Source organism: Pseudomonas sp. Irchel s3f7, from assembly GCF_900187615.1.
Taxonomy (GTDB): Bacteria; Pseudomonadota; Gammaproteobacteria; order Pseudomonadales; family Pseudomonadaceae; genus Aquipseudomonas.
Genome location: NZ_FYDO01000023.1, coordinates 77,133 through 103,483, shown reverse-complemented (window position 1 = coordinate 103,483; position 26,351 = coordinate 77,133). Strand labels below are relative to the sequence as shown.

Here is a 26,351-nt window from a genome sequence, read left to right as displayed (position 1 = left end):
GGAACGCTGATGGCTTACTCATATACTGAGAAAAAACGTATCCGCAAGGACTTTAGCAAGTTGCCGGACGTCATGGATGTGCCGTACCTCCTGGCCATCCAGCTGGATTCGTATCGTGAATTCTTGCAAGCGGGAGCGACTAAAGATCAGTTCCGCGACGTGGGCCTGCATGCGGCCTTCAAATCCGTTTTCCCGATCATCAGCTACTCCGGCAATGCTGCGCTGGAGTACGTCGGATATCGTCTGGGCGAACCGGCTTTTGATGTCAAAGAATGCGTATTGCGCGGTGTAACTTACGCCGTACCTTTGCGGGTAAAAGTGCGCCTGATCATTTTCGACAAAGAGTCGTCGAACAAAGCGATCAAGGACATCAAAGAGCAAGAAGTCTACATGGGTGAAATCCCCCTGATGACTGAGAACGGTACCTTCGTAATCAACGGTACCGAGCGTGTAATCGTTTCCCAGCTGCACCGTTCCCCGGGCGTGTTCTTCGACCACGACCGTGGCAAGACGCACAGCTCCGGTAAACTGCTGTACTCCGCGCGTATCATTCCTTACCGCGGTTCGTGGCTGGACTTCGAGTTCGACCCGAAAGACTGCGTATTCGTGCGTATCGACCGTCGTCGCAAGCTGCCTGCATCGGTACTGCTGCGCGCGCTCGGATATACCACTGAAGAAGTGCTCGACGCGTTCTATACCACCAACGTTTTCCACCTGAGCGGCGAAACCCTCAGCCTGGAACTGATTGCTTCGCGTCTGCGCGGTGAAATCGCTGTTCTTGATATTCAGGACGAGAAGGGCAAGGTCATCGTTGAGGCTGGTCGCCGTATTACTGCGCGCCACATCAACCAGATCGAAAAAGCCGGTCTCAAGACCCTGGAAGTGCCTCTGGACTACGTCCTGGGCCGCACTACCGCCAAGGCCATCGTGCATCCGGCAACTGGCGAAATTCTGGCTGAGTGCAACACCGAGCTGAACACCGAGATCCTGGCAAAAATCGCCAAGGCCCAGGTTGTTCGCGTCGAGACTCTGTACACCAACGATATCGACTGCGGTCCGTTCGTCTCCGACACTCTGAAGATCGACTCCACCAGCAACCAATTGGAAGCGCTGGTCGAGATCTATCGCATGATGCGTCCAGGCGAGCCGCCAACCAAAGACGCTGCCGAGACTCTGTTCAACAACCTGTTCTTCAGCCCTGAGCGTTATGATCTGTCTGCGGTCGGCCGGATGAAGTTCAACCGTCGTATCGGTCGTACCGAGATCGAAGGTTCGGGCGTGCTGTGCAAGGAAGACATCGTCGCGGTACTGAAGACCCTGGTCGACATCCGTAACGGTAAAGGCATCGTCGATGACATCGACCACCTGGGTAACCGTCGTGTTCGCTGCGTAGGCGAAATGGCCGAAAACCAGTTCCGCGTTGGCCTGGTACGTGTTGAGCGTGCGGTCAAAGAGCGTCTGTCGATGGCTGAAAGCGAAGGCCTGATGCCGCAAGACCTGATCAACGCCAAGCCAGTGGCTGCGGCGGTGAAAGAGTTCTTCGGTTCCAGCCAGCTGTCTCAGTTCATGGACCAGAACAACCCGCTATCCGAGATCACTCACAAGCGTCGTGTCTCTGCACTCGGCCCTGGTGGTCTGACTCGTGAGCGTGCCGGCTTTGAAGTTCGAGACGTTCACCCAACGCACTACGGTCGTGTTTGCCCGATCGAAACGCCGGAAGGTCCGAACATCGGTCTGATCAACTCCCTGGCCGCTTATGCGCGCACCAACCAGTACGGCTTCCTCGAAAGCCCGTATCGTGTGGTGAAAGACGCTCTGGTCACTGACGAGATCGTGTTCCTGTCCGCCATCGAAGAAGCTGATCACGTGATCGCTCAGGCTTCGGCCACGATGAACGACAAGAAAATGCTGATCGACGAGCTGGTAGCTGTTCGTCACTTGAACGAGTTCACCGTTAAGGCGCCGGAAGACGTCACCTTGATGGACGTTTCACCGAAACAGGTTGTTTCGGTGGCTGCGTCGCTGATCCCGTTTCTCGAGCACGATGACGCCAACCGCGCGTTGATGGGTTCGAACATGCAGCGTCAGGCTGTACCAACCCTGCGTGCTGACAAGCCGCTGGTGGGTACCGGCATGGAGCGTAACGTTGCCCGCGACTCCGGCGTTTGCGTCGTGGCTCGTCGTGGTGGTGTGATCGATTCCGTAGACGCCAGCCGTATCGTGGTTCGTGTTGCTGATGATGAAGTCGAGACTGGCGAAGCCGGTGTTGATATCTACAACCTCACCAAGTACACCCGCTCCAACCAGAACACCTGTATCAACCAGCGTCCGCTGGTTCGCAAGGGTGATCGGGTTCAGCGCAGCGACATCATGGCTGATGGTCCGTCCACCGATATGGGTGAGCTGGCTTTGGGCCAGAACATGCGCATCGCGTTCATGGCCTGGAACGGTTACAACTTCGAAGACTCCATCTGCCTGTCCGAGCGTGTGGTTCAGGAAGACCGCTTCACCACGATCCACATCCAGGAACTGACCTGTGTGGCTCGTGACACCAAGCTTGGGCCTGAAGAAATCACTGCAGACATCCCGAACGTCGGTGAAGCTGCACTGAACAAGCTGGACGAAGCCGGTATCGTTTACGTAGGTGCTGAAGTTGGCGCAGGCGACATCCTGGTTGGTAAGGTCACTCCGAAAGGCGAGACCCAGCTGACTCCGGAAGAGAAGCTGTTGCGTGCAATCTTCGGTGAAAAAGCCAGCGACGTTAAAGACACTTCCCTGCGTGTACCTACCGGTACCAAAGGTACTGTCATCGACGTACAGGTCTTCACCCGCGACGGCGTTGAGCGTGATGCTCGTGCACTGTCGATCGAGAAGTCCCAGCTGGACGAGATCCGCAAGGACCTGAACGAAGAGTTCCGTATCGTTGAAGGTGCTACTTTCGAACGTCTGCGTTCCGCTCTGGTCGGCCACAAAGCCGAAGGCGGCGCCGGTCTGAAGAAAGGTCAGGACATCACCGACGAAGTTCTCGACGGTCTTGAGCACGGCCAGTGGTTCAAGCTGCGCATGGCTGAAGATGCTCTGAACGAGCAGCTCGAGAAGGCTCAGGCCTACATCGTTGATCGTCGCCGACTGCTGGACGACAAGTTCGAAGACAAGAAGCGCAAACTGCAGCAGGGCGATGACCTGGCTCCAGGCGTGCTGAAAATCGTCAAGGTTTACCTGGCAATCCGTCGTCGCATCCAGCCGGGCGACAAGATGGCCGGTCGTCACGGTAACAAAGGTGTGGTCTCCGTGATCATGCCGGTTGAAGACATGCCGCACGATGCCAATGGCACCCCGGTCGACGTCGTCCTCAACCCGTTGGGCGTACCTTCGCGTATGAACGTTGGTCAGATCCTTGAAACCCACCTCGGCCTCGCGGCCAAAGGTCTGGGCGAGAAGATCAATCGCATGATTGAAGAGCAGCGTAAAGTTGCCGAGCTGCGTAAATTCCTGCACGAGATCTATAACGAGATCGGCGGTCGTCAGGAAAGCCTCGATGACTTCTCGGACCAGGAAATCCTGGATCTGGCTCAAAACCTGCGTGGCGGCGTTCCGATGGCCACTCCAGTGTTCGACGGCGCCAAGGAAAGCGAAATCAAGGCCATGCTGAAACTGGCGGACCTGCCAGAAAGCGGCCAGATGCAGCTGACCGACGGCCGTACCGGCAACAAGTTCGAGCGCCCGGTTACCGTTGGCTACATGTACATGCTGAAGCTGAACCACTTGGTAGACGACAAGATGCACGCTCGTTCTACCGGTTCGTACAGCCTGGTTACCCAGCAGCCGCTGGGTGGTAAGGCGCAGTTCGGTGGTCAGCGTTTCGGGGAGATGGAGGTCTGGGCACTGGAAGCATACGGTGCCGCTTACACTCTGCAAGAAATGCTCACAGTGAAGTCGGACGATGTGAACGGCCGTACCAAGATGTACAAAAACATCGTGGATGGCGATCACCGTATGGAGCCGGGCATGCCCGAGTCCTTCAACGTGTTGATCAAGGAAATTCGTTCCCTCGGCATCGATATCGATCTGGAAACCGAATAACACGTGACGCGAATCGAGAGCGGGGCAGGATTGCCCGCTCTCTGCTCCGCCAGGAGGAAAGGCCTTGAAAGACCTACTGAATTTGCTGAAAAACCAGGGTCAAGTCGAAGAGTTCGACGCCATCCGTATCGGATTGGCATCGCCTGAGATGATCCGTTCGTGGTCGTTCGGTGAAGTTAAAAAGCCGGAAACCATCAACTACCGTACGTTCAAACCTGAGCGTGACGGCCTGTTCTGCGCCAAGATCTTTGGCCCGGTAAAGGATTACGAGTGCCTGTGCGGTAAGTACAAGCGCTTGAAGCACCGTGGTGTGATCTGCGAGAAGTGCGGCGTTGAAGTCGCGCTGGCAAAAGTTCGTCGTGAGCGCATGGCGCACATCGAACTGGCCTCGCCAGTTGCCCACATCTGGTTCCTGAAGTCGCTGCCGTCGCGTATCGGCTTGCTGATGGACATGACCCTGCGTGATATCGAGCGCGTTCTCTACTTCGAGAGCTACGTCGTTATCGATCCAGGCATGACCACCCTTGAAAAAGGTCAGCTGCTCAACGACGAGCAGTACTTCGAAGCGCTGGAAGAGTTCGGCGACGATTTCGATGCCCGCATGGGTGCCGAAGCTGTCCGTGAACTGCTGCACGCGATCGACCTGGAACACGAGATTGGCCGTCTGCGTGAAGAAATTCCGCAAACCAACTCCGAAACCAAGATCAAGAAGCTGTCCAAGCGTCTGAAGTTGATGGAAGCCTTCCAGGGTTCCGGCAACCTGCCAGAGTGGATGGTGCTGACCGTTCTGCCGGTTCTGCCGCCAGATCTGCGTCCGCTGGTCCCGCTGGATGGTGGTCGCTTCGCGACTTCCGACCTCAACGATCTGTATCGTCGAGTGATCAACCGTAACAACCGCTTGAAGCGCCTGCTTGATCTGTCCGCTCCGGACATCATCGTGCGCAACGAAAAGCGTATGTTGCAGGAAGCCGTCGACGCACTGCTCGACAACGGTCGTCGTGGCCGTGCTATCACCGGTTCCAACAAGCGTCCTCTGAAATCCCTGGCTGACATGATCAAGGGTAAGCAGGGTCGTTTCCGTCAGAACTTGCTCGGTAAGCGTGTTGACTACTCCGGTCGTTCGGTAATTACCGTAGGTCCGACCCTGCGTCTGCACCAGTGCGGTCTTCCGAAGAAGATGGCTCTGGAGCTGTTCAAGCCGTTCATTTTCGGCAAGCTTGAAATGCGTGGTCTCGCTACCACCATCAAGGCTGCCAAGAAGATGGTCGAGCGCGAGCTCCCAGAGGTTTGGGACGTTCTTGCTGAAGTGATTCGCGAACACCCGGTTCTTCTCAACCGTGCACCGACCCTTCACCGTCTGGGTATCCAGGCGTTTGAACCGGTACTGATCGAAGGTAAGGCTATCCAGCTGCACCCTCTGGTCTGTGCTGCGTACAACGCCGACTTCGACGGTGACCAAATGGCCGTGCACGTACCGCTGACGCTGGAAGCCCAGCTCGAAGCGCGTGCGTTGATGATGTCGACCAACAACATTCTGTCGCCAGCCAACGGTGAGCCAATCATCGTTCCGTCGCAGGACGTTGTATTGGGTCTGTACTACATGACTCGTGAAGCGATCAACGCCAAGGGCGAAGGTCGTGTGTTCGCGGATCTGCAGGAAGTTGACCGTGTGTTCCGTGCCGGCGAAGCCGCACTGCACGCCAAGGTCAAAGTCCGGATCAACGAAACCGTCAACGACCGTGATGGCGGCAGCGTGAGCAATACCCGTATTGTCGACACCACTGTCGGCCGCGCTCTGTTGTTCCAGGTTGTGCCAAAAGGTCTGTCGTACGACGTCGTCAACCTGCCGATGAAGAAAAAGGCAATCTCCAAGCTGATCAACCAGTGCTACCGCGTGGTTGGTTTGAAAGAGACTGTGATCTTCGCTGACCAGTTGATGTACACCGGTTTTGCTTATTCGACCATTTCCGGCGTTTCCATCGGTGTTAACGACTTCGTTATCCCGGATGAAAAAGCCCGCATCATCAATGCTGCTACTGATGAAGTGAAAGAGATCGAAAGCCAGTACGCCTCCGGCCTGGTAACCCAGGGCGAGAAGTACAACAAAGTGATCGACCTTTGGTCCAAGGCGAACGACGAAGTTTCCAAGGCGATGATGGCCAACCTCTCGAAAGAGAAAGTCATCGACCGTCATGGCGTCGAAGTCGACCAGGAATCTTTCAACTCGATGTACATGATGGCCGACTCGGGTGCGCGGGGTTCCGCAGCACAGATTCGTCAGCTGGCCGGTATGCGTGGCCTGATGGCCAAGCCGGACGGTTCCATCATTGAAACGCCGATTACTGCGAACTTCCGTGAAGGCTTGAGCGTACTTCAGTACTTCATCTCCACTCACGGTGCTCGTAAGGGTCTGGCGGATACCGCGTTGAAAACGGCGAACTCGGGTTACCTGACTCGTCGTCTGGTAGACGTGGCGCAGGATCTGGTTGTAACCGAGATCGATTGCGGCACCGAACACGGTCTGCTGATGACTCCGCACATTGAAGGCGGTGACGTTGTAGAGCCGCTGGGTGAGCGCGTATTGGGTCGAGTTATCGCCCGTGACGTATTCAAGCCAGGTACCGAGGACGTCATCGTTCCTGCCGGCACCCTGGTAGACGAGAAGTGGGTCGAGTTCATCGAGCTGAACAGCATCGACGAAGTGATCGTGCGTTCGCCGATCAGCTGCGAAACCCGCTTCGGTATTTGCGCCAAGTGCTACGGCCGTGACCTGGCTCGTGGTCACCAGGTGAACATCGGTGAAGCGGTCGGCGTTATCGCCGCCCAGTCCATCGGTGAGCCGGGTACCCAGCTGACCATGCGTACGTTCCACATCGGTGGTGCGGCAAGCCGGACCTCCGCAGCCGACAGCGTTCAGGTGAAGAATGGCGGTACCGTCCGTCTGCATAACCTGAAGCACGTTGAGCGAGTGGATGGTTGCCTGGTTGCAGTGTCCCGTTCCGGTGAATTGGCGATCGCTGACGACTTCGGTCGTGAGCGCGAGCGTTACAAGCTGCCATACGGTGCTGTGATTTCGGTTAAAGAAGGTGACAAGGTCGAAGCTGGCGCTATCGTGGCCAAGTGGGATCCGCACACTCACCCAATCGTTACCGAAATGAAAGGTACCGTGACCTACGTGGGCATGGAAGAAGGCATCACGATCAAGCGTCAGACTGACGAATTGACCGGTATGACCAACATTGAAGTACTCGACGCCAAAGATCGTCCAGCTGCCGGCAAGGACATCCGTCCTGCCGTTAAGATGGTCGACGACAACGGCAAGGATCTGTTGCTGCCAGGGACTGACGTTATTGCTCAGTACTTCCTGCCAGCCAACGCCCTCGTCGGTGTGGCGGATGGTGCGAAGATCGCGATCGGTGATGTTATCGCTCGTATCCCGCAAGAAACTTCGAAGACCCGTGACATCACCGGTGGTCTGCCGCGTGTTGCCGACTTGTTCGAAGCTCGTCGTCCGAAAGAAGCGTCGATTCTGGCTGAAGTCAGCGGCACCATCGCGTTCGGTAAAGAGACCAAAGGCAAGCGCCGTTTGGTTATTACCCCGAACGACGGTAGCGATCCGTATGAAGAGCTGATTCCAAAGTGGCGTCACCTGAACGTGTTCGAAGGCGAACAGGTAAACCGCGGCGAAGTTATCTCCGATGGTCCAAGCGATCCACACGACATCCTGCGTCTGCTGGGTGTGAGTGCGCTGGCCAAGTACATTGTTAACGAGATCCAGGACGTTTATCGTCTGCAAGGCGTGAAGATCAACGACAAGCACATCGAGACCATCCTGCGTCAGATGCTGCGTAAAGTTGAAATCGCTGAATCCGGCGATTCCAGTTTCATCAAGGGCGACCAGATGGAATTGACTCACGTATTGGTAGAGAACGAACGTTTGAGCGGCGAAGACAAATTTGTCTCCAAGTTCACTCGCGTTCTGCTGGGTATCACCAAGGCGTCGTTGTCCACCGAATCGTTCATCTCGGCGGCTTCCTTCCAGGAAACCACTCGCGTACTGACCGAGGCGGCGGTAACCGGCAAGCGCGATTACCTGCGCGGCCTGAAAGAAAACGTGGTCGTGGGTCGTCTGATCCCGGCTGGTACCGGCCTGGCCTATCACAGCGAGCGTAAGCGCCGCCGTGATGCTGACAAGCCGTTGCGCGTAAGCGCCAGTGAAGTGGAAGCTGCACTGACCGAAGCGCTGAACTCGAGCGGTAACTGAGTTCTGCGGTAAATGAGCGTAAGGCCCTGGTCGCTCCGTTCATCGAATCGAGACAATTTGTCGAGGTTGGATGAGGGGAGAGGTCGGGGCCTTGCCTTGACTGGGGGCAAGATCCTCTTTAGACTCTTGTACCCCTAAATTTGGCGGGAATTCGTTCCTGCCATTTTGCTTTTCTTGCAAGACAATAGCGTCGCAAGACAACAGTGGAGCTAGTAGATGGCAACTATCAACCAGCTGGTACGTCAGCCGCGTAAGCGTATCGTCGAGAAATCCGACGTGCCTGCGCTGCAGAACTGCCCGCAACGCCGTGGCGTGTGCACCCGTGTGTACACCACCACGCCGAAAAAACCTAACTCGGCACTGCGTAAAGTATGCCGTGTGCGTCTGACCAACGGTTTCGAGGTTTCCTCGTACATCGGCGGTGAAGGCCACAACCTGCAAGAGCACAGCGTGGTACTGATCCGCGGCGGTCGTGTAAAAGACTTGCCAGGTGTTCGTTACCACACCGTACGCGGCTCCTTGGATACTTCCGGCGTTAAAGGTCGTAACCAGGGTCGTTCGAAGTACGGTACCAAGAAGCCTAAGTAGTAGCGGCTTTTTGTAAAAACTGATTTTCTATTTTTCTGAGTCGATAAGAGTAAGGTCGGAGGCGTCCCTTGATGGGCACCGATTCCGAGCGAACCTGAAGACCGTTTGAGGGCTTATCCATGCCAAGAAGACGCGTAGCAGCCAAGCGCGAAGTGCTTGACGATCCAAAATACGGAAGCCAAATTCTGGCCAAGTTCATGAACCACGTGATGGAAAGCGGCAAGAAAGCCGTTGCCGAGCGTATCGTTTATGGCGCGCTGGAAAAGGTTAAAGAACGCAAGAACAGCGACCCCCTGGAAATCTTCGAGAAAGCTCTCGACGCCATCGCTCCGCTGGTCGAAGTGAAGTCGCGCCGTGTAGGCGGTGCTACTTACCAGGTTCCGGTTGAAGTTCGTCCGTCCCGTCGTAACGCTCTGGCAATGCGCTGGTTGGTAGACTTCGCCCGTAAGCGCGGCGAGAAGTCTATGGCTCTGCGTTTGGCTGGCGAATTGCTGGACGCTGCCGAAGGTAAAGGTGCTGCAGTTAAGAAGCGTGAAGACGTGCACCGTATGGCTGAAGCTAACAAAGCTTTCTCGCACTACCGCTTCTAATTTTTGCGTCACTAATTTTGCGAGGGCTTTATGGCTCGTACTACACCGATTAATCGCTACCGTAACATTGGTATCGTTGCTCACGTGGATGCTGGTAAAACCACCACCACCGAGCGCGTCCTTTTTTACACTGGCAAAAGCCACAAGATGGGCGAGGTGCATGACGGCGCCGCGACCACGGACTGGATGGTTCAGGAGCAGGAGCGTGGTATTACCATTACTTCTGCTGCTATTACCGCTTTCTGGCAGGGTTCTGCGAAGCAGCACAAAGACAACTACCGTTTCAACGTCATTGACACCCCGGGCCACGTAGACTTCACCATTGAAGTTGAGCGTTCCCTGCGTGTACTCGACGGCGCGGTCGTTGTGTTCTGTGGTACTTCCGGTGTTGAGCCTCAGTCCGAAACCGTATGGCGTCAAGCCAACAAGTACGGTGTTCCACGTATCGTTTACGTGAACAAAATGGACCGTGCTGGTGCGAACTTCCTGCGCGTGATCGCTCAGATCAAACAGCGTCTGGGTCACACCCCGGTGCCAATCCAGTTGGCTATCGGTTCCGAAGACAACTTCCAGGGTCAGATCGATCTGATGACCATGGAAGCGGTTTACTGGAACGATGCTGACAAAGGCATGACTCCACGTCGTGAGGCTATCCCTGCTGAGCTGCAGGAATTGGCTGAAGAGTGGCGCAGCAACATGGTTGAGGCTGCGGCTGAAGCCAGCGAAGAGCTGATGAACAAGTACCTGGAGGGTGAAGAGCTCACCATCGAGGAAATCAAGACCGCTCTGCGTCAGCGTACTATCGCTGGTGAGATCGTTCTTGCTGTTTGCGGTTCTTCCTTCAAGAACAAGGGCGTTCCCCTGGTTCTCGACGCCGTTATCGACTACCTGCCTGCTCCAAGCGACATTCCTGCCATCAAGGGTACAGACCCGGATGACGAGGAAAAGCAAATGGAGCGTCATGCAGACGACAACGAGCCGTTCTCGGCTCTGGCGTTCAAGATCGCTACCGACCCATTCGTGGGTACTTTGACCTTCGTCCGCGTTTACTCGGGCGTGTTGGCCTCCGGCGACGGCGTGATCAACTCGGTCAAGGGCAAGAAAGAGCGCGTGGGTCGTATGGTGCAGATGCACGCAAACGCCCGTGAAGAGATCAAGGAAGTGCGCGCTGGCGACATCGCGGCCCTGATCGGCATGAAGGACGTCACCACTGGTGAAACCTTGTGCAACGCTGATAAGCCAATCATCCTGGTTCGCATGGACTTCCCGGAGCCGGTTATTTCGGTTGCCGTAGAGCCTAAGACCAAGGATGACCAGGAAAAAATGGGTATCGCTCTGGGCAAGCTTGCTCAGGAAGACCCGTCTTTCCGCGTCAAAACTGATGAAGAGACTGGTCAAACGATCATCTCTGGCATGGGCGAGCTGCACCTGGACATCCTGGTTGACCGGATGCGCCGTGAGTTCAACGTCGAAGCCAACATCGGTAAGCCTCAGGTTTCCTATCGTGAGCGCATCACGAAGAGCTGCGAAATCGAAGGCAAGTTCGTTCGTCAGTCCGGCGGTCGTGGCCAGTTCGGTCATTGCTGGATTCGTTTTGCTCCTGCTGACGAAGGTCAGGAAGGTCTGCAATTCCTGAACGAAGTGGTAGGTGGTGTGGTTCCTAAGGAATACATCCCGGCAATCCAGAAGGGTATCGAAGAGCAGATGAAGAACGGCGTTGTTGCCGGCTATCCGCTGATCGGCCTGAAGGCTACCGTGTTCGATGGTTCTTACCACGACGTCGACTCGAACGAGATGGCGTTTAAGGTGGCAGCTTCCATGGCGACCAAGCAACTGGCCCAGAAGGGCGGTGGTGAGTTGCTTGAGCCGATCATGGCGGTTGAGGTTGTTACGCCTGAAGACTATATGGGTGACGTGATGGGCGACCTCAATCGTCGTCGCGGCATGATTTTGGGTATGGAAGATACGGTCTCCGGCAAAGTAATTCGTGCTGAAGTTCCGTTGGGCGAGATGTTCGGTTATGCGACCGACGTTCGTTCCATGTCCCAGGGTCGCGCAAGCTACTCTATGGAATTCAAAAAATACAATACAGCTCCGTCGCACATCGTCGAAACTGTAACCAAAAAACAAGGCTGATTCAGCCCCTTTAGGCTAGGAGTTAATTGTCGTGGCTAAAGAAAAATTTGATCGTTCCCTTCCGCACGTCAACGTTGGCACCATCGGTCACGTTGACCATGGTAAAACCACTCTGACCGCAGCTCTGACTCGCGTTTGCTCCGAAGTTTTCGGTTCCGCAATCGTTGATTTCGATAAAATCGACAGCGCGCCAGAAGAAAAAGCTCGTGGTATCACCATCAACACCGCGCACGTCGAGTACAACTCGAAGATCCGTCACTACGCTCACGTTGACTGCCCAGGTCACGCTGACTACGTGAAGAACATGATCACCGGTGCTGCCCAGATGGACGGCGCGATCCTGGTTTGCTCGGCCGCTGATGGTCCGATGCCACAAACCCGTGAGCACATCCTGCTGTCCCGTCAGGTAGGCGTTCCGTACATCGTGGTTTTCCTGAACAAGGCTGACCTGGTAGACGACGCTGAGCTGCTGGAACTGGTCGAGATGGAAGTTCGCGACCTGCTGTCCACCTACGACTTCCCGGGCGATGACACTCCAATCATCATCGGTTCGGCTCGTATGGCGCTGGAAGGCAAAGACGACAACGAAATGGGCACCACTGCCGTTCGTAAACTGGTTGAAACTCTGGACAGCTACATCCCAGAACCAGAGCGTGCTATCGACAAGCCATTCCTGATGCCAATCGAAGACGTATTCTCGATCTCGGGTCGTGGTACTGTTGTGACTGGTCGTATCGAGCGCGGTATCGTTCGCGTTCAAGATGCACTGGAAATCGTTGGTCTGCGTGACACCACCACCACCACCTGCACCGGTGTTGAAATGTTCCGCAAGCTGCTCGACGAAGGTCGTGCTGGCGAGAACTGCGGCGTTCTGCTGCGTGGTACCAAGCGTGACGACGTTGAGCGTGGCCAGGTTCTGGTTAAGCCAGGTTCGGTTAAGCCGCACACCAAGTTCACCGCAGAAGTTTACGTTCTGAGCAAGGAAGAAGGCGGTCGTCACACTCCGTTCTTCAAAGGCTACCGTCCACAGTTCTACTTCCGTACTACTGACGTGACTGGTAACTGCCAGCTGCCAGAAGGCGTTGAAATGGTAATGCCAGGTGATAACATCCAGATGGAAGTTACCCTGATCAAGACCATCGCAATGGAAGACGGCCTGCGTTTCGCTATCCGTGAAGGCGGTCGTACCGTCGGCGCTGGCGTCGTAGCCAAAATCATCGAGTAAGCGTCTCTTTTGAGATAGCTTCGATGCTTTGAAAAAGCCTCCGCTCAGCGGGGGCTTTTTTATTGGGTTGACACCTATCTGGGGCGTCTATAGAATTGCGCCTCCTTTTAACGGGCGTATTGCGCTCGGTGGGAATAGCAGCCGGAGTCTGAAATCCAATGCAAAATCAGCAAATCCGTATCAGGTTGAAGGCTTTCGACCATCGCCTGATCGACCAATCAACCCAGGAAATCGTGGAAACCGCGAAACGTACTGGTGCTCAAGTGCGTGGTCCAATTCCACTGCCTACCCGTAAAGAGCGGTTCACCGTTCTGGTCTCCCCGCACGTCAACAAAGACGCGCGTGACCAGTACGAGATCCGCACTCATAAGCGCGTTCTGGACATCGTCCAGCCAACGGATAAAACCGTTGATGCTCTTATGAAGCTTGATCTTGCGGCCGGTGTGGAAGTGCAGATCAGCCTCGGCTAAGACTCGGTCTTAGTCGTGTAACGCTCTGAAATGGGCGGCCATAGCGGGTGAAAGCCCCGTACACTCATGAGGTTTACAACATGACTATTGGTGTAGTCGGTCGTAAATGCGGTATGACCCGTATTTTCACCGAAGAAGGTGTCTCCATTCCGGTCACGGTCATTGAGATCGAGCCGAATCGCGTCACCCAGTTCAAAACTGAAGAGACCGATGGCTATCGTGCAGTGCAAGTCACTGTCGGCGAGCGTCGTGCTTCGCGTGTAACAGCAGCTCAGGCTGGCCACTTCGCTAAAGCGAACGTTGCCGCTGGTCGTACCGTAATGGAATTCCGCCTTGAAGAAGGCGAGTACCAGGCCGGCGATCTGATCAACGCTGAAATCTTCGCCGCTGGTCAACTGGTTGATGTAACCGGTCAGTCCAAGGGTAAAGGCTTCCAGGGTACGATCAAGCGTTGGAATTTCCGCGGGCAAGATAATACCCACGGTAACTCCGTATCCCACCGCGTTCCAGGCTCTATCGGCCAGTGCCAGACTCCTGGTCGTGTATTCAAGGGCAAAAAAATGTCCGGTCATATGGGCGCTGAGCGCGTGACCGTGCAGTCCCTCGAAGTAGTGCGCGTGGACGCTGAACGCAATCTGTTGTTGGTCAAGGGCGCTGTTCCTGGCGCTACTGGCGGCAACTTGGTTGTACGTCCAGCAGCCAAGGCTCGCGGTTAAGGGGAAGCTGACATGCAATTAAATGTAAATGACGCTCAAGCGATCGAAGTTTCCGAACTGACATTTGGCGGCGAATTCAACGAGACGCTGGTTCACCAAGCAGTCGTGGCCTACATGGCCGGCGGCCGTCAAGGTAGCAAGCAGCAAAAGACCCGTTCCGACGTTCGTGGTGGCGGTAAGCGCCCTTGGCGTCAGAAAGGTACTGGCCGTGCTCGTGCCGGTACTATCCGTAGCCCAATCTGGCGTGGCGGCGGTACCACTTTCGCAGCTCGTCCTCAGGATCACTCCCAGAAGCTGAACAAGAAGATGTATCGCGCAGCAATGCGTTCCATCCTTGCTGAGCTGGTGCGTACTGATCGTCTGGTTGTGGTTCAGGATTTCGCCGTTGAAACGCCGAAAACCAAAGACCTGCTGGGCAAGCTGAACAACATGAGCCTGACCGACGTTTTGATCGTGTCGGACGCTGTTGATCAGAACCTGTACCTGGCTGCTCGTAACCTGCCACACGTTGATGTACGTGACGTGCAAGGTTCCGATCCAGTTAGTCTGATCGCATACGACAAGGTGTTGATCACCGTGTCGGCCGTGAAGAAATTCGAGGAGCTGCTGGGATGAACCAGGAACGCGTATTTAAAGTTCTGCTTGGCCCGCACGTTTCCGAGAAGGCTACGGTTCTGGCAGACAAGAAAGGCCAGTTCGTTTTCAAGGTTGCTACTGACGCAACCAAGCTGGAAATCAAGAAGGCCGTCGAAAGCCTGTTCAGCGTGAAAGTAGAGCGTGTTACTACCCTGAACGTTCTGGGTAAGAGCAAGCGCACTGCTCGCGGTCTGGGCAAGCGTAATGACTGGAAGAAGGCAGTTATCTCCCTTCAACCAGGCCAAGATCTCGATTTCAGCAGCAGTGCTGAGTAAGGAAGGGGTGCATCATGGCAATCGTTAAATGCAAACCGACTTCCCCTGGCCGCCGTTTTGTGGTCAAGGTGGTCAACCAGGAGCTGCATAAAGGCGCTCCTCACGCACCGCTGCTCGAGAAGAAATCGAAGACTGGTGGTCGTAACAACAATGGCCGTATTACCACTCGTCACATCGGTGGTGGTCATAAGCAGCATTATCGTCTGGTCGACTTCCGTCGCAACGACAAAGATGGCATCGCTGCCACTGTCGAGCGTATCGAATACGATCCAAACCGTACTGCTCACATCGCTCTGCTGCTGTACGCAGATGGCGAGCGTCGCTACATCATCGCCCCTAAAGGCGTGAGCGCTGGCGACCAGCTGATCGCAGGTGCTTTGGCGCCGATCAAGCCGGGCAACGCTCTGCAACTGCGCAACATTCCAGTTGGTAGCACCGTACACGGCATCGAATTGAAGCCAGGTAAAGGCGCACAGATCGCTCGTTCCGCTGGTGCTTCGGCTCAGCTGATCGCTCGTGAAGGTGTGTACGTTACCCTGCGTCTGCGTTCCGGTGAGATGCGTAAAGTTCTGGCTGAATGCCGTGCGACCCTGGGCGAAGTCTCGAACTCCGAGCACAGCCTGCGTTCGCTGGGTAAAGCTGGTGCCAAACGCTGGCGTGGCGTTCGCCCAACCGTTCGTGGTGTTGCCATGAACCCGGTTGACCACCCACATGGTGGTGGTGAAGGTCGTACCTCTGGTGGTCGTCATCCGGTATCGCCATGGGGCTTCCCGACTAAGGGCGCGAAGACTCGTGGTAATAAGCGTACCGACAAAATGATCGTCCGTCGTCGCAAGTAAATAGAGGGATACGACAGTGCCACGTTCTCTGAAAAAAGGTCCTTTTATCGATCTTCACCTACTGAAGAAGATCGAAGTGGCGGCGGAAAAGAACGATCGCAAGCCGGTGAAAACCTGGTCGCGTCGTTCGATGATCCTGCCACAAATGGTCGGTTTGACCATCGCAGTACACAACGGTCGCCAGCACGTCCCAGTTCTCGTGAACGAAGACATGGTCGGCCACAAACTGGGCGAGTTCGCCGGTACCCGCACTTATCGCGGGCACGTGGCAGACAAGAAAGCCAAGCGTTAAGGGGTTAGGAAATGGAAGTAGCCGCTAAGTTGTCGGGCGCTCGAATCTCCGCCCAGAAAGCCCGCTTGGTCGCCGACCAGATCCGCGGGAAGAAGGTGGGCGAAGCGCTCAACCTGTTGGCTTTCAGCAGTAAGAAAGCCGCCGAGATCATGAAGAAAGTGCTGGAGTCGGCCGTAGCCAACGCCGAGCATAACGAAGGCGCAGACGTTGATGACCTCAAGGTCAGCACCGTTTTCGTCAACGAAGGGCGTTCGCTGAAGCGCATCATGCCACGTGCCAAAGGCCGTGCTGATCGCATCGTCAAGCGGTCTTGCCATATCACTGTCAAGGTTGCTGACAAGTAACGGAGTCGAAGAGATGGGTCAGAAAGTACATCCCATTGGCATTCGCCTGGGAATCGTCAAGGAGCACACCTCCGTCTGGTACGCAGACGGTCGGACTTATGCGGACTATTTGCTCGCAGATCTGAAGGTGCGTGAGTATCTCCAAGACAAACTAAAAAGCGCGTCCGTAAGCCGTATCGATATCCATCGTCCGGCCCAAACTGCACGTATCACCATCCACACCGCTCGTCCAGGTATCGTTATCGGGAAGAAAGGTGAAGATGTTGAGAAACTGCGTCAGGACCTGACCAAGCAAATGGGTGTGCCTGTGCACATCAATATCGAAGAGATCCGCAAGCCGGAGCTCGACGGTATGCTGGTTGCGCAGAGCGTAGCTCAGCAGCTGGAGCGTCGTGTAATGTTCCGTCGCGCTATGAAGCGCGCTGTACAGAACGCCATGCGCATTGGTGCCAAAGGCATCAAAATCCAAGTGAGCGGTCGTCTCGGCGGTGCTGAAATCGCACGTACTGAATGGTATCGCGAAGGTCGTGTGCCACTGCACACCCTGCGTGCCGACATCGACTATGCCAACTACGAAGCTCACACCACTTACGGTGTGATCGGTGTAAAGGTTTGGATCTTCAAAGGCGAAGTAATTGGTGGTCGCCAAGAAGAACTGAAACCACAAGCACCAGCGCCTCGTAAAAAAGCTGCTAAGTAAGGGGTACGCCAAATGTTGCAACCAAAGCGTACGAAGTTCCGCAAGCAAATGACTGGTCACAACCGTGGCCTGGCATTGCGCGGTAGCAAAGTCAGCTTCGGCGAGTTCGCGCTGAAGTCTGTTGCTCGTGGTCGTCTCACCGCTCGTCAGATCGAGTCAGCGCGTCGTGCACTGACCCGTCACGTAAAACGTGGCGGCAAGATCTGGATCCGTGTATTCCCGGACAAGCCTATTTCCAAGAAGCCACTCGAAGTTCGGATGGGTAAAGGTAAGGGTAACGTCGAATACTGGGTTGCCCAGATTCAGCCAGGCAAAGTCCTGTATGAAATCGAGGGTGTTTCTGAAGAGCTGGCGCGTGAGGCTTTCGCCCTGGCTGCTGCAAAGCTGCCGCTCGCCACCTCCTTTGTTAAACGGACGGTGATGTGATGAAAGCGAATGAACTTCGTGAAAAATCCGCACAGCAGCTGAACGAGCAACTGCTCGGCTTGCTGCGCGACCAGTTCAATCTGCGTATGCAGAAAGCAACTGGCCAGTTGGGGCAGTCTCATCTGCTCTCGCAAGTTAAGCGTGACATCGCTCGCGTGAAGACTGTGCTCAACCAGCAGGCAGGTAAGTAATCATGGCTGAAGCCGAAAAAACTGTCCGTACGCTGACTGGCCGTGTTGTCAGCGACAAGATGGACAAAACCATCACCGTTCTGATCGAGCGTCGCGTTAAGCACCCGATCTACGGTAAATACGTTAAGCGTTCGACTAAGCTGCACGCGCACGACGAAACCAATCAGTGCCACATCGGCGACAAAGTCACTATTCGTGAAACTCGTCCTTTGGCCAAGACCAAGTCTTGGGCGCTGGTTGATGTTCTCGAACGCGCTGTGGAAGTCTAAGGACTAGGGGTCGGAGAAATTATATGATTCAGACTCAATCCATGCTCGATGTGGCCGATAACAGCGGCGCTCGCCGTGTTATGTGCATCAAGGTGCTGGGTGGCTCCCATCGTCGTTACGCTGGTATCGGTGACATCATCAAAGTTACCGTCAAGGAAGCAATTCCTCGCGGTAAAGTGAAAAAAGGCCAAGTGATGACTGCTGTTGTAGTCCGCACTCGTCACGGCGTACGCCGTGCTGATGGCTCCATTATCCGCTTTGATGGCAACGCTGCTGTTCTTCTGAACAACAAGCAAGAGCCGATCGGCACCCGTATCTTTGGGCCAGTGACCCGTGAACTTCGTACTGAGAAGTTCATGAAGATCGTCTCGCTCGCCCCAGAAGTGCTGTAAGGAGATCCGACATGCAAAAGATTCGTCGTGACGACGAGATCATCGTGATCGCCGGCAAAGACAAAGGTAAGCGCGGTAAGGTGCTTAAGGTTCTCGCTAACAACCGTCTGGTTATTGGTGGTCTGAACCTGGTCAAGCGTCATACCAAGCCTAACCCGATGTCGGGCGTGCAGGGCGGTATCGTCGAAAAAGAAGCTCCACTGGATGCTTCTAACGTCGCCATTTTCAACAGCGAAACCAACAAGGCTGACCGCGTTGGTTTCAAAGTAGAAGACGGCAAGAAAATTCGTGTCTTCAAGTCGACCCAAAAAGCGGTTGATGCTTGAACACTGCTAGGTAGATGAGACCATGGCACGACTAAAAGAGATTTACCGGAAGGAAATTGCTCCGAAACTTAAGGAAGAACTTAAGCTTTCGAACGTGATGGAAGTTCCGCGCGTTACCAAAATCACCCTGAACATGGGTCTGGGCGAAGCGATCGGCGACAAAAAAGTCATCGAGCACGCTGTTGCTGACCTGGAAAAGATCACCGGCCAGAAAGTCGTTGTGACCTACGCTCGGAAATCCATCGCTGGCTTTAAAGTCCGTGAAGGTTGGCCGATCGGCGTCAAAGTGACCCTGCGCCGTGAGCGTATGTACGAGTTCCTGGATCGTCTGCTGTCGATCTCCCTGCCTCGGGTTCGCGACTTCCGCGGCCTGAATGCCAAGTCCTTCGATGGTCGTGGTAACTACAGCATGGGCGTGAAAGAGCAGATCATCTTCCCGGAAATCGACTACGACAAGATCGATGCTCTCCGCGGTCTGGACATCACCCTGACCACCACTGCCAAGAACGATGATGAAGGCCGCGCTCTGCTGCGTGCGTTCAAATTCCCGTTCCGCAACTGATTGGAGTAGGACCATGGCCAAGATGAGCATGAAAAACCGCGAGCTGAAGCGTCAGCTCACGGTTGCCAAGTACGCCAAAAAGCGTGCAGCACTGAAAGCTATCATCGTTGATCTGAACGCAAGTCCAGAAGCGCGTTGGGAAGCTACAGTAGCTCTGCAGAAGCAGCCACGTGACGCAAGCGCTTCGCGCATGCGTAACCGCTGCCGCCTGACCGGTCGTCCACACGGCGTTTACCGCAAGTTCGGCCTCGGCCGTAACAAACTGCGTGAAGCTGCCATGCGTGGTGACGTACCGGGTCTGGTTAAAGCCAGCTGGTAAGTACTGTCAAAGTCTCGGTGTCCAGGATCGAAAGATCCTGACCACCGGTGGCCTTGAATCTGAAACAAGCCCCTTTTGGGGCTTGTTTCATTTCCGGAGTGTGTCTAGAATACCCGGCTCGCCTGAGCCCGTGTTTTTCATGCTCGGAGATTCTCGGCGACACGTAATAGCCGCAAGGCTAATTTTTTTGTATTAGGAGCGTCTAGCCCATGAGTATGCAGGACCCGTTAGCGGACATGCTAACTCGTATCCGTAATGCCCAGATGGCTGAAAAGTCCGTCGTAAGCATGCCATCTTCCACGTTGAAGGTAGCTGTTGCCAAAGTCCTGAAGGACGAAGGTTACATTGCGGGTTATCAGATCAGCAGCGAAATCAAACCACTGCTGTCCATCGAGCTGAAGTACTTCGAAGGCCGTCCGGTTATCGAAGAAGTGAAGCGCGTTAGCCGTCCAGGCCTGCGTCAGTACAAGTCCGTCGATGATCTGCCAAAAGTTCGTGGCGGTCTCGGTGTGTCTATCGTCTCCACCAACAAGGGTGTGATGACTGATCGTGCTGCGCGCGCTGCCGGTGTCGGCGGCGAAGTTCTTTGCACTGTGTTCTAAGGGGGGATAAGCATGTCTCGCGTCGCTAAGAACCCCGTTAAGCTGCCAGCCGGTGTCGAAGTAAAATTCGCAGGCCAACAGCTTTCGGTGAAGGGTGCCAAGGGCACTCTTGAACTGAACATCCATTCGTCCGTTGAGATCGTTGAAGAAGCCGGTGAGTTGCGTTTCGCTGCTCGCAATGGCGATCAACAAACTCGCGCAATGGCTGGTACCACTCGTGCGTTGGTAAACAACATGGTCCAAGGCGTAAGCCAAGGCTTCGAGCGCAAGCTCCAGCTGGTCGGTGTTGGTTACAAAGCGCAAGCAAAAGGCACAGTGCTGAACCTGGCTCTTGGCTTCTCGCATCCAGTGGATTACGAACTGCCGGAAGGCATCACCGCTGAGACTCCTAGCCAGACCGATATCCTGATCAAGGGCATCGACAAGCAGCTGGTAGGTCAAGTGGCCGCCGAGATCCGCGACTTCCGTCCACCAGAGCCGTACAAAGGCAAAGGTGTGCGCTACGCGGACGAAGTCGTCCGTCGTAAAGAAGCCAAGAAGAAGTAGGGCATAGCAAATGACCGACAAAAAAGTTACTCGACTGCGTCGCGCTCGCAAAGCACGCCTGAAAATGCACGAACTCGAAGTCGTGCGTCTCTGCGTGTTCCGCTCTTCGCAGCACATCTACGCCCAGGTCATTTCGGCCGACGGCAGCAAAGTCCTGGCAAGCGCCTCGACTTTGGATAAAGAACTGCGTGATGGTGCCACCGGCAACATCGACGCGGCCACTAAGGTTGGCCAGCTGGTCGCTACGCGTGCTAAGGCCGCTGGCGTCTCGCAAGTGGCTTTCGACCGCTCTGGCTTCAAGTACCACGGCCGCGTTAAAGCGCTGGCTGATGCTGCTCGTGAAGCTGGGCTGGAGTTCTAAGTTATGTCAAATAACGACCAAAAGCGCGACGAAGGCTACATTGAGAAGCTGGTTCAAGTTAACCGCGTAGCCAAAACCGTTAAAGGCGGCCGTATCTTCACTTTCACCGCGTTGACCGTGGTTGGTGATGGTAAAGGCCGTGTTGGCTTCGGCCGTGGCAAGTCGCGTGAAGTGCCTGCTGCGATCCAGAAGGCAATGGAAGCTGCTCGCCGCAACATGATCCAAGTTGATCTGAACGGCACCACTCTGCAGTACGCAATGAAGTCCGCTCACGGCGCTTCGAAGGTGTACATGCAGCCTGCTTCTGAAGGTACCGGTATCATCGCTGGCGGCGCTATGCGTGCTGTCCTCGAAGTTGCTGGCGTTCAGAACGTTCTGGCCAAGTGCTACGGCTCGACTAACCCGGTAAACGTGGTTCACGCCACTTTCAAAGGTTTGAAGGCTATGCAGTCTCCTGAATCCATTGCCGCCAAGCGTGGCAAAAGCGTCAAGGAGATCTTCTGATCATGGCTACCGTTAAAGTTACGCTGATCAAAAGCATGACCGGCCGCATCCCTAACCACAAACTGTGCGTTAAGGGTCTTGGTCTGCGTCGCATCGGTCACACTGTAGAAGTCCTGGATACTCCCGAGAATCGCGGGATGATCAACAAGGCTTACTACATGCTGCGTGTCGAGGGTTAATCGATGAAACTCAATGATCTGAGTCCAGCGCCGGGTTCCCGTCGCGAAAAGCATCGTCCGGGCCGTGGTATCGGTAGCGGTTTGGGTAAGACCGGTGGCCGTGGCCACAAAGGTCAGACCTCCCGCTCCGGTGGCACCATTGCTCCAGGCTTTGAAGGCGGTCAACAGCCGCTGCATCGTCGCCTGCCGAAGTTCGGTTTCGTTTCCCTGAAAGCCATGGATCGCGCAGAAGTGCGTTTGTCCGAGCTGGCTAAAGTGGAAGGCGACATCGTCACCGTGCAGTCCCTGAAAGATGCCAACGTGATCAACGTCAACGTACAGCGTGTGAAAATCATGCTGTCCGGTGAAGTGACTCGCGCTGTCACTATCGGCAAGGGAATCGGCGCCACCAAAGGTGCGCGTGCGGCTATCGAAGCAGCTGGCGGCAAGTTCGAGGAATAAATGGCTAAGCAAGGTGCTCTCTCTGCGCTCGGCAAAGGCGGTATGTCTGAACTCTGGGCTCGTCTGCGTTTTCTGTTCCTGGCGATTATCGTCTACCGAATAGGCGCACACATCCCGGTTCCAGGTATCAACCCGGACCGACTCGCGGACCTGTTTCGACAGAATGAGGGGACCATTCTTAGCTTGTTCAACATGTTTTCCGGCGGCGCGCTGGAGCGGATGAGCATCTTTGCACTGGGGATCATGCCGTACATTTCGGCATCGATCATCATGCAATTGATGACCGCCGTCAGCCCGCAGCTGGAGCAGTTGAAGAAGGAAGGTGAAGCTGGCCGTCGCAAGATCAGCCAGTACACCCGCTACGGCACTGTCGTTCTCGCTCTCGTTCAGGCTATTGGCATGTCCATTGGTCTGGCGGGGCAGGGCGTTGCGTTCACTGGTGACTTTGGCTTCCATTTCGTCGCGGTAACCACATTTGTGGCTGGTGCGATGTTTATGATGTGGCTGGGTGAGCAGATTACTGAGCGTGGTGTTGGCAACGGTATCTCGATGTTGATTTTTTCGGGTATCGTCGCCGGTCTTCCGAGAGCGATCGGGCAGTCTTTCGAGTCTGCACGTCAGGGCGATATCAACATCTTCGCCTTGGTTGCCATCGGTTTGCTGGCAGTAGCGATTATCGGTTTCGTGGTGTTCATTGAGCGTGGTCAGCGTCGTATTGCTGTTCACTACGCCAAGCGTCAGCAGGGCCGCAAGGTCTTCGCTGCGCAGACTAGCCACTTGCCGCTGAAGGTGAACATGGCCGGTGTTATTCCGGCTATTTTCGCGAGCAGCATTTTGCTGTTCCCGGCTTCGTTGGGTGCCTGGTTCGGTCAGTCTGAAGGTATGGGCTGGTTGCAGGACATCTCGCAGTCGATCGCTCCTGGTCAGCCGTTGAATATTCTGCTGTTTAGTGCAGGGATTATTTTCTTCTGCTTCTTCTATACGGCGTTGATGTTCAATCCGAAAGACGTAGCGGAAAACCTGAAGAAGTCCGGTGCCTTTATTCCGGGCATCCGTCCAGGTGAGCAGTCTGCGCGCTACATTGACGGCGTTCTGACTCGCTTGACCATGTTCGGTGCTCTTTACATGACGGCCGTGTGCCTGTTGCCCCAGTTCCTGGTGGTCGCAGCCAACGTTCCGTTCTACCTTGGCGGGACCTCGTTGCTGATCGTCGTCGTGGTTGTGATGGACTTCATGTCCCAAGTACAATCGCACCTCGTTTCGCACCAGTACGAATCCCTGATGAAGAAAGCCAACCTGAAGGGTTACGGCAGCGGCATGTTGCGCTGAGTACCCATAAGGTTCGAGGAGTTGGTGATGAAAGTTCGTGCATCGGTGAAAAAGCTGTGCCGTAACTGCAAGATTATTCGCCGCGAAGGTGTTGTTCGAGTAATTTGCAGCGCGGAACCGCGTCACAAACAGCGCCAAGGCTGAGTGTGATTGTGCTTCAAGCCCGGTAGCTAGTGCGCTACCGGGTTGATTATTTGTTATTACAGCGATATTATCTCGCGCCCTATTTCTTGGCTTCCGGGGCGTAGGTAGCTGTCAATTGGAGTCCCACTGAATGGCCCGTATTGCAGGCGTTAACATTCCAGATAACAAGCATACTGTTATCTCGCTGACCTACATCTATGGTGTTGGTCGCACTACTGCACAGAAAATTTGTGCAGAGACTGGGGTAAACCCAGCAGCAAAGATCAAAGATCTGAGCGACGAGCAAATTGAACAGCTGCGTGGCGAAGTGGCGAAGTTCACCACTGAAGGTGACCTGCGTCGCGAAATCAACATGAAAATCAAGCGCTTGATGGACCTCGGTTGCTATCGCGGTCTGCGTCATCGTCGCGGTCTTCCAGTACGCGGTCAGCGTACCAAGACCAACGCGCGTACCCGTAAAGGTCCGCGTAAGCCGATCCGCAAGTAATCGCCCCAGCGAATCGACAGGAATTTAATCATGGCAAAACCTGCTGCTCGTCCTCGTAAAAAAGTTAAAAAGACAGTGGTTGATGGCATCGCCCACATCCATGCATCTTTTAACAACACCATCGTGACCATTACCGACCGTCAAGGTAACGCTCTTTCCTGGGCTACCTCCGGTGGTTCGGGTTTCCGCGGTTCCCGCAAGTCCACCCCGTTTGCTGCTCAAGTAGCTGCTGAACGTGCTGGTCAAGCTGCGCTGGAATACGGCCTGAAAAACCTCGACGTCAATGTCAAAGGTCCAGGTCCAGGTCGTGAATCCGCAGTCCGCGCTTTGAACGGCTGTGGCTACAAGATCGCCAGCATCACCGACGTGACGCCAATCCCGCACAACGGGTGCCGTCCGCCGAAGAAGCGCCGCGTGTAATCCAGGAGATTGTAAAGAATGGCTCGTTACATTGGTCCAAAATGCAAACTCGCTCGTCGCGAAGGCACCGATCTCTTCCTGAAGAGCGGCGTGCGCGCGATCGAATCGAAGTGCAACATTGAAGCAGCACCTGGTATCCACGGCCAACGCCGCGGTCGCCAGTCCGACTACGGCACCCAACTGCGTGAAAAGCAGAAGGTCCGTCGTATCTACGGCGTTCTCGAGCGTCAATTCAGCGGCTACTACAAAGAAGCTGCTGGCAAGAAAGGTGCAACCGGTGAAAACCTGCTGCAACTGCTCGAATGCCGTCTGGACAACGTTGTATACCGTATGGGCTTTGGTTCGACTCGTGCCGAATCCCGTCAGCTGGTATCGCACAAGTCGATCAGCGTAAACGGTCAGACCGTTAACGTACCGTCCTACCAGGTTCGTGCTGGTGACGTGGTTGCTGTTCGCGAGAAAGCAAAAAATCAACTTCGCATTGTCCAAGCTCTCGATCTGTGTGCCCAACGTGGCCGCGTAGAATGGGTAGAAGTAGACACTGAGAAGAAGTCGGGCGTTTTCAAGAACGTTCCAGCTCGCAGTGATCTGTCCGCCGACATCAACGAAAGCCTGATTGTCGAGCTCTACTCCAAGTAAGGGCTAGAAAATAGGTGCATCCATGCAGATTTCGGTAAATGAGTTCCTGACACCCCGTCACATTGACGTGCAGGTTGTCAGTCCAACCCGCGCCAAGATCACTCTCGAGCCTCTCGAGCGTGGCTTTGGCCATACCCTGGGCAACGCGCTGCGCCGCATCCTGTTGTCCTCAATGCCCGGCTGTGCAGTAGTCGAGGCCGAGATTGACGGTGTGCTCCACGAGTACAGCGCCATCGAAGGTGTACAGGAAGACGTAATTGAAATCCTGTTGAACCTTAAAGGTCTGGCTATCAAGCTGCACGGTCGTGACGAAGTTACGCTGACCTTGTCGAAGAAGGGTTCGGGGGTGGTTACCGCTGCCGATATTCAGCTGGATCATGATGTCGAGATCGTTAATCCCGATCACGTAATCGCTAACCTGGCGTCTAACGGCGCCCTGAACATGAAGCTAGTAGTAGCTCGTGGTCGTGGTTATGAACCGGCAGACTCGCGTCAGAGCGATGAAGACGAAAGCCGCAGCATCGGTCGCTTGCAGCTTGACTCTTCGTTCAGCCCGGTTCGCCGTATCGCATACGTGGTGGAAAACGCCCGTGTCGAGCAGCGTACTAACCTGGACAAGCTGGTTATTGATCTGGAAACCAACGGTACCCTGGATCCTGAAGAGGCTATCCGTCGCGCTGCAACCATTCTGCAACAGCAGTTGGCTGCGTTCGTCGACCTCAAAGGTGACAGTGAACCAGTGGTTGTCGAGCAGGAAGACGAGATCGATCCGATCCTGCTTCGCCCGGTTGACGATCTGGAACTGACTGTACGTTCGGCTAACTGCCTTAAGGCGGAAAACATCTACTACATCGGCGACCTGATTCAGCGTACCGAAGTAGAGCTGTTGAAGACTCCGAACCTGGGCAAGAAATCCTTGACTGAAATCAAGGACGTTCTGGCCTCCCGCGGTCTGTCCCTCGGCATGCGCCTCGACAACTGGCCGCCTGCAAGTCTTAAGAAGGACGACAAGGCGACTGCCTGATCGTCGTAATCACCGAACGTAGTGTTTGGTAA

Annotated in this window: 33 protein-coding genes; all 33 read left to right on the top strand. The window is 55.1% G+C overall.

Annotated features, from left to right (window positions below; translation table 11 throughout):
• Positions 1-9 precede the first annotated feature (9 nt).
• The 33 genes from rpoB to rpoA all read left to right on the top strand — a co-directional run bounded on the left by rpoB (position 10) and on the right by rpoA (position 26,319).
• Positions 10-4,083 carry a DNA-directed RNA polymerase subunit beta gene (gene rpoB / locus CKW19_RS20100; RefSeq protein WP_095059511.1) on the top strand — a complete coding sequence of 1,358 codons (4,074 nt, stop codon included), beginning with the start codon at positions 10-12 and terminating at the stop codon, positions 4,081-4,083.
• A 64-nt stretch (positions 4,084-4,147) separates the two neighbouring features.
• Positions 4,148-8,347, top strand: a complete 4,200-nt coding sequence (gene rpoC, locus CKW19_RS20095; protein WP_053162834.1) for a DNA-directed RNA polymerase subunit beta' — start codon at positions 4,148-4,150, stop codon at positions 8,345-8,347.
• A gap of 216 nt (positions 8,348-8,563) precedes the next feature.
• Complete coding sequence (gene rpsL, locus CKW19_RS20090) at positions 8,564-8,935, top strand: 30S ribosomal protein S12 (RefSeq protein WP_002555494.1); 372 nt, start codon at positions 8,564-8,566, stop codon at positions 8,933-8,935.
• A gap of 119 nt (positions 8,936-9,054) precedes the next feature.
• A complete protein-coding gene (rpsG, locus tag CKW19_RS20085) occupies positions 9,055-9,525 on the top strand; it encodes a 30S ribosomal protein S7 (protein ID WP_002555493.1) in 471 nt (156 codons plus the stop codon).
• A 30-nt stretch (positions 9,526-9,555) separates the two neighbouring features.
• On the top strand, positions 9,556-11,661 hold the full coding sequence (gene fusA / locus CKW19_RS20080) for an elongation factor G (protein ID WP_095059510.1): 2,106 nt from the start codon (positions 9,556-9,558) through the stop codon (positions 11,659-11,661).
• 31 nt (positions 11,662-11,692) lie between these two features.
• Entirely contained in the window at positions 11,693-12,886 is a 1,194-nt protein-coding gene (tuf, locus tag CKW19_RS20075; RefSeq protein ID WP_008053875.1) for an elongation factor Tu, read from the top strand.
• 158 nt (positions 12,887-13,044) lie between these two features.
• Positions 13,045-13,356, top strand: a complete 312-nt coding sequence (gene rpsJ / locus CKW19_RS20070) for a 30S ribosomal protein S10 (RefSeq protein WP_003186070.1) — start codon at positions 13,045-13,047, stop codon at positions 13,354-13,356.
• A gap of 80 nt (positions 13,357-13,436) precedes the next feature.
• Complete coding sequence (rplC, locus tag CKW19_RS20065) at positions 13,437-14,072, top strand: 50S ribosomal protein L3 (protein WP_003186059.1); 636 nt, start codon at positions 13,437-13,439, stop codon at positions 14,070-14,072.
• A 12-nt stretch (positions 14,073-14,084) separates the two neighbouring features.
• Entirely contained in the window at positions 14,085-14,687 is a 603-nt protein-coding gene (gene rplD / locus CKW19_RS20060; protein WP_003228735.1) for a 50S ribosomal protein L4, read from the top strand.
• Positions 14,684-14,983, top strand: a complete 300-nt coding sequence (gene rplW, locus CKW19_RS20055; RefSeq protein ID WP_002555488.1) for a 50S ribosomal protein L23 — start codon at positions 14,684-14,686, stop codon at positions 14,981-14,983. Before rplD ends, rplW begins: the two co-directional genes overlap by 4 nt.
• Before the next feature lie 14 nt (positions 14,984-14,997).
• The gene (rplB, locus tag CKW19_RS20050; protein WP_003210080.1) at positions 14,998-15,822 is read left to right on the top strand and encodes a 50S ribosomal protein L2; all 825 of its coding nucleotides are present in this window, start codon (positions 14,998-15,000) and stop codon (positions 15,820-15,822) included.
• A 16-nt stretch (positions 15,823-15,838) separates the two neighbouring features.
• Entirely contained in the window at positions 15,839-16,114 is a 276-nt protein-coding gene (gene rpsS, locus CKW19_RS20045) for a 30S ribosomal protein S19 (protein ID WP_002555486.1), read from the top strand.
• Positions 16,115-16,125: 11 nt separating this feature from the next.
• The gene (gene rplV, locus CKW19_RS20040; RefSeq protein WP_003103908.1) at positions 16,126-16,458 is read left to right on the top strand and encodes a 50S ribosomal protein L22; all 333 of its coding nucleotides are present in this window, start codon (positions 16,126-16,128) and stop codon (positions 16,456-16,458) included.
• A 13-nt stretch (positions 16,459-16,471) separates the two neighbouring features.
• On the top strand, positions 16,472-17,158 hold the full coding sequence (gene rpsC / locus CKW19_RS20035; protein WP_008065719.1) for a 30S ribosomal protein S3: 687 nt from the start codon (positions 16,472-16,474) through the stop codon (positions 17,156-17,158).
• A 12-nt stretch (positions 17,159-17,170) separates the two neighbouring features.
• Entirely contained in the window at positions 17,171-17,584 is a 414-nt protein-coding gene (rplP, locus tag CKW19_RS20030) for a 50S ribosomal protein L16 (RefSeq protein ID WP_003228729.1), read from the top strand.
• Positions 17,584-17,775: a 50S ribosomal protein L29 gene (gene rpmC / locus CKW19_RS20025; protein ID WP_002555481.1), complete on the top strand. Its 192-nt coding sequence runs from the start codon at positions 17,584-17,586 to the stop codon at positions 17,773-17,775. The genes rplP and rpmC overlap by 1 nt, the downstream gene beginning before the upstream one ends.
• Before the next feature lie 2 nt (positions 17,776-17,777).
• Positions 17,778-18,044 (top strand): 30S ribosomal protein S17, encoded by a 267-nt coding sequence (gene rpsQ, locus CKW19_RS20020; RefSeq protein WP_003176419.1) that lies wholly within the window; start codon positions 17,778-17,780, stop codon positions 18,042-18,044.
• A 23-nt stretch (positions 18,045-18,067) separates the two neighbouring features.
• On the top strand, positions 18,068-18,436 hold the full coding sequence (rplN, locus tag CKW19_RS20015; protein ID WP_002555479.1) for a 50S ribosomal protein L14: 369 nt from the start codon (positions 18,068-18,070) through the stop codon (positions 18,434-18,436).
• Positions 18,437-18,447: 11 nt separating this feature from the next.
• Entirely contained in the window at positions 18,448-18,762 is a 315-nt protein-coding gene (gene rplX, locus CKW19_RS20010) for a 50S ribosomal protein L24 (protein WP_095059509.1), read from the top strand.
• A gap of 22 nt (positions 18,763-18,784) precedes the next feature.
• Positions 18,785-19,324, top strand: a complete 540-nt coding sequence (rplE, locus tag CKW19_RS20005) for a 50S ribosomal protein L5 (RefSeq protein ID WP_003210069.1) — start codon at positions 18,785-18,787, stop codon at positions 19,322-19,324.
• Positions 19,325-19,337: 13 nt separating this feature from the next.
• Complete coding sequence (rpsN, locus tag CKW19_RS20000) at positions 19,338-19,643, top strand: 30S ribosomal protein S14 (protein WP_003176414.1); 306 nt, start codon at positions 19,338-19,340, stop codon at positions 19,641-19,643.
• A gap of 209 nt (positions 19,644-19,852) precedes the next feature.
• Positions 19,853-20,245: a 30S ribosomal protein S8 gene (gene rpsH / locus CKW19_RS19995; RefSeq protein WP_003186040.1), complete on the top strand. Its 393-nt coding sequence runs from the start codon at positions 19,853-19,855 to the stop codon at positions 20,243-20,245.
• A 12-nt stretch (positions 20,246-20,257) separates the two neighbouring features.
• Positions 20,258-20,791, top strand: coding sequence for a 50S ribosomal protein L6 (gene rplF, locus CKW19_RS19990; protein ID WP_003176412.1), 534 nt, complete (start codon positions 20,258-20,260; stop codon positions 20,789-20,791).
• 10 nt (positions 20,792-20,801) lie between these two features.
• A complete protein-coding gene (rplR, locus tag CKW19_RS19985) occupies positions 20,802-21,152 on the top strand; it encodes a 50S ribosomal protein L18 (protein WP_053162831.1) in 351 nt (116 codons plus the stop codon).
• A gap of 3 nt (positions 21,153-21,155) precedes the next feature.
• Positions 21,156-21,656, top strand: a complete 501-nt coding sequence (rpsE, locus tag CKW19_RS19980) for a 30S ribosomal protein S5 (RefSeq protein ID WP_003186035.1) — start codon at positions 21,156-21,158, stop codon at positions 21,654-21,656.
• A 2-nt stretch (positions 21,657-21,658) separates the two neighbouring features.
• A complete protein-coding gene (gene rpmD / locus CKW19_RS19975; protein ID WP_003186033.1) occupies positions 21,659-21,835 on the top strand; it encodes a 50S ribosomal protein L30 in 177 nt (58 codons plus the stop codon).
• 3 nt (positions 21,836-21,838) lie between these two features.
• Positions 21,839-22,276: a 50S ribosomal protein L15 gene (gene rplO / locus CKW19_RS19970; RefSeq protein WP_003228720.1), complete on the top strand. Its 438-nt coding sequence runs from the start codon at positions 21,839-21,841 to the stop codon at positions 22,274-22,276.
• Positions 22,277-23,605 (top strand): preprotein translocase subunit SecY, encoded by a 1,329-nt coding sequence (secY, locus tag CKW19_RS19965; RefSeq protein WP_042610655.1) that lies wholly within the window; start codon positions 22,277-22,279, stop codon positions 23,603-23,605. It begins immediately after the preceding gene.
• Between the two features lie 27 nt (positions 23,606-23,632).
• On the top strand, positions 23,633-23,749 hold the full coding sequence (gene rpmJ, locus CKW19_RS19960; protein WP_002555468.1) for a 50S ribosomal protein L36: 117 nt from the start codon (positions 23,633-23,635) through the stop codon (positions 23,747-23,749).
• Between the two features lie 130 nt (positions 23,750-23,879).
• Complete coding sequence (gene rpsM / locus CKW19_RS19955) at positions 23,880-24,236, top strand: 30S ribosomal protein S13 (RefSeq protein ID WP_009045849.1); 357 nt, start codon at positions 23,880-23,882, stop codon at positions 24,234-24,236.
• 30 nt (positions 24,237-24,266) lie between these two features.
• Complete coding sequence (rpsK, locus tag CKW19_RS19950; protein ID WP_002555466.1) at positions 24,267-24,656, top strand: 30S ribosomal protein S11; 390 nt, start codon at positions 24,267-24,269, stop codon at positions 24,654-24,656.
• Positions 24,657-24,674: 18 nt separating this feature from the next.
• Positions 24,675-25,295, top strand: a complete 621-nt coding sequence (gene rpsD / locus CKW19_RS19945; protein WP_003176404.1) for a 30S ribosomal protein S4 — start codon at positions 24,675-24,677, stop codon at positions 25,293-25,295.
• A 22-nt stretch (positions 25,296-25,317) separates the two neighbouring features.
• Positions 25,318-26,319, top strand: a complete 1,002-nt coding sequence (gene rpoA / locus CKW19_RS19940) for a DNA-directed RNA polymerase subunit alpha (protein WP_007970428.1) — start codon at positions 25,318-25,320, stop codon at positions 26,317-26,319.
• Positions 26,320-26,351: the final 32 nt, after the last annotated feature.